1 protein-coding gene is annotated in these 274 nt (G+C 37.6%); it reads left to right on the top strand.

What is annotated here, in order from left to right:
- Positions 1–260, top strand: a 260-nt coding sequence (locus P2081_RS20875; protein WP_278924702.1) for an NADH dehydrogenase [ubiquinone] 1 beta subcomplex subunit 11, incomplete at its 5' end; no start/stop codon positions are given.
- Positions 261–274 lie beyond the last annotated feature (14 nt).

The raw sequence follows: 274 nt of genomic DNA, 5'->3' as shown, positions 1-274 counted from the left end.
GAAAAACAGAAGATGATGAATACAACCGTATGCATGCTACCTTTTTCTTCTATATAACAATGACATGTGTAGGAACAGGGTTTTATGTTTACTATGCACCTGATACCAACCTTAAAGATTGGGCCCAAAGAGAAGGATTTTTGGAGTTGAGAAGAAGAGAACAACTAGGGTTACCATTGGTTGACCCTAACTATGTTGATCCTTCAACAGTTTACTTGCCTTCTGATGAAGAGCTCGGGGATACTGAAATAATCATTTAAGCATCCAACAAATA

It is taken from the genome of Pseudophaeobacter profundi (assembly GCF_029697505.1).
GTDB classification, from domain to species: Bacteria; Pseudomonadota; Alphaproteobacteria; order Rhodobacterales; family Rhodobacteraceae; genus Pseudophaeobacter; species Pseudophaeobacter profundi.
This window is presented reverse-complemented; position numbering and strand designations above follow the sequence as displayed.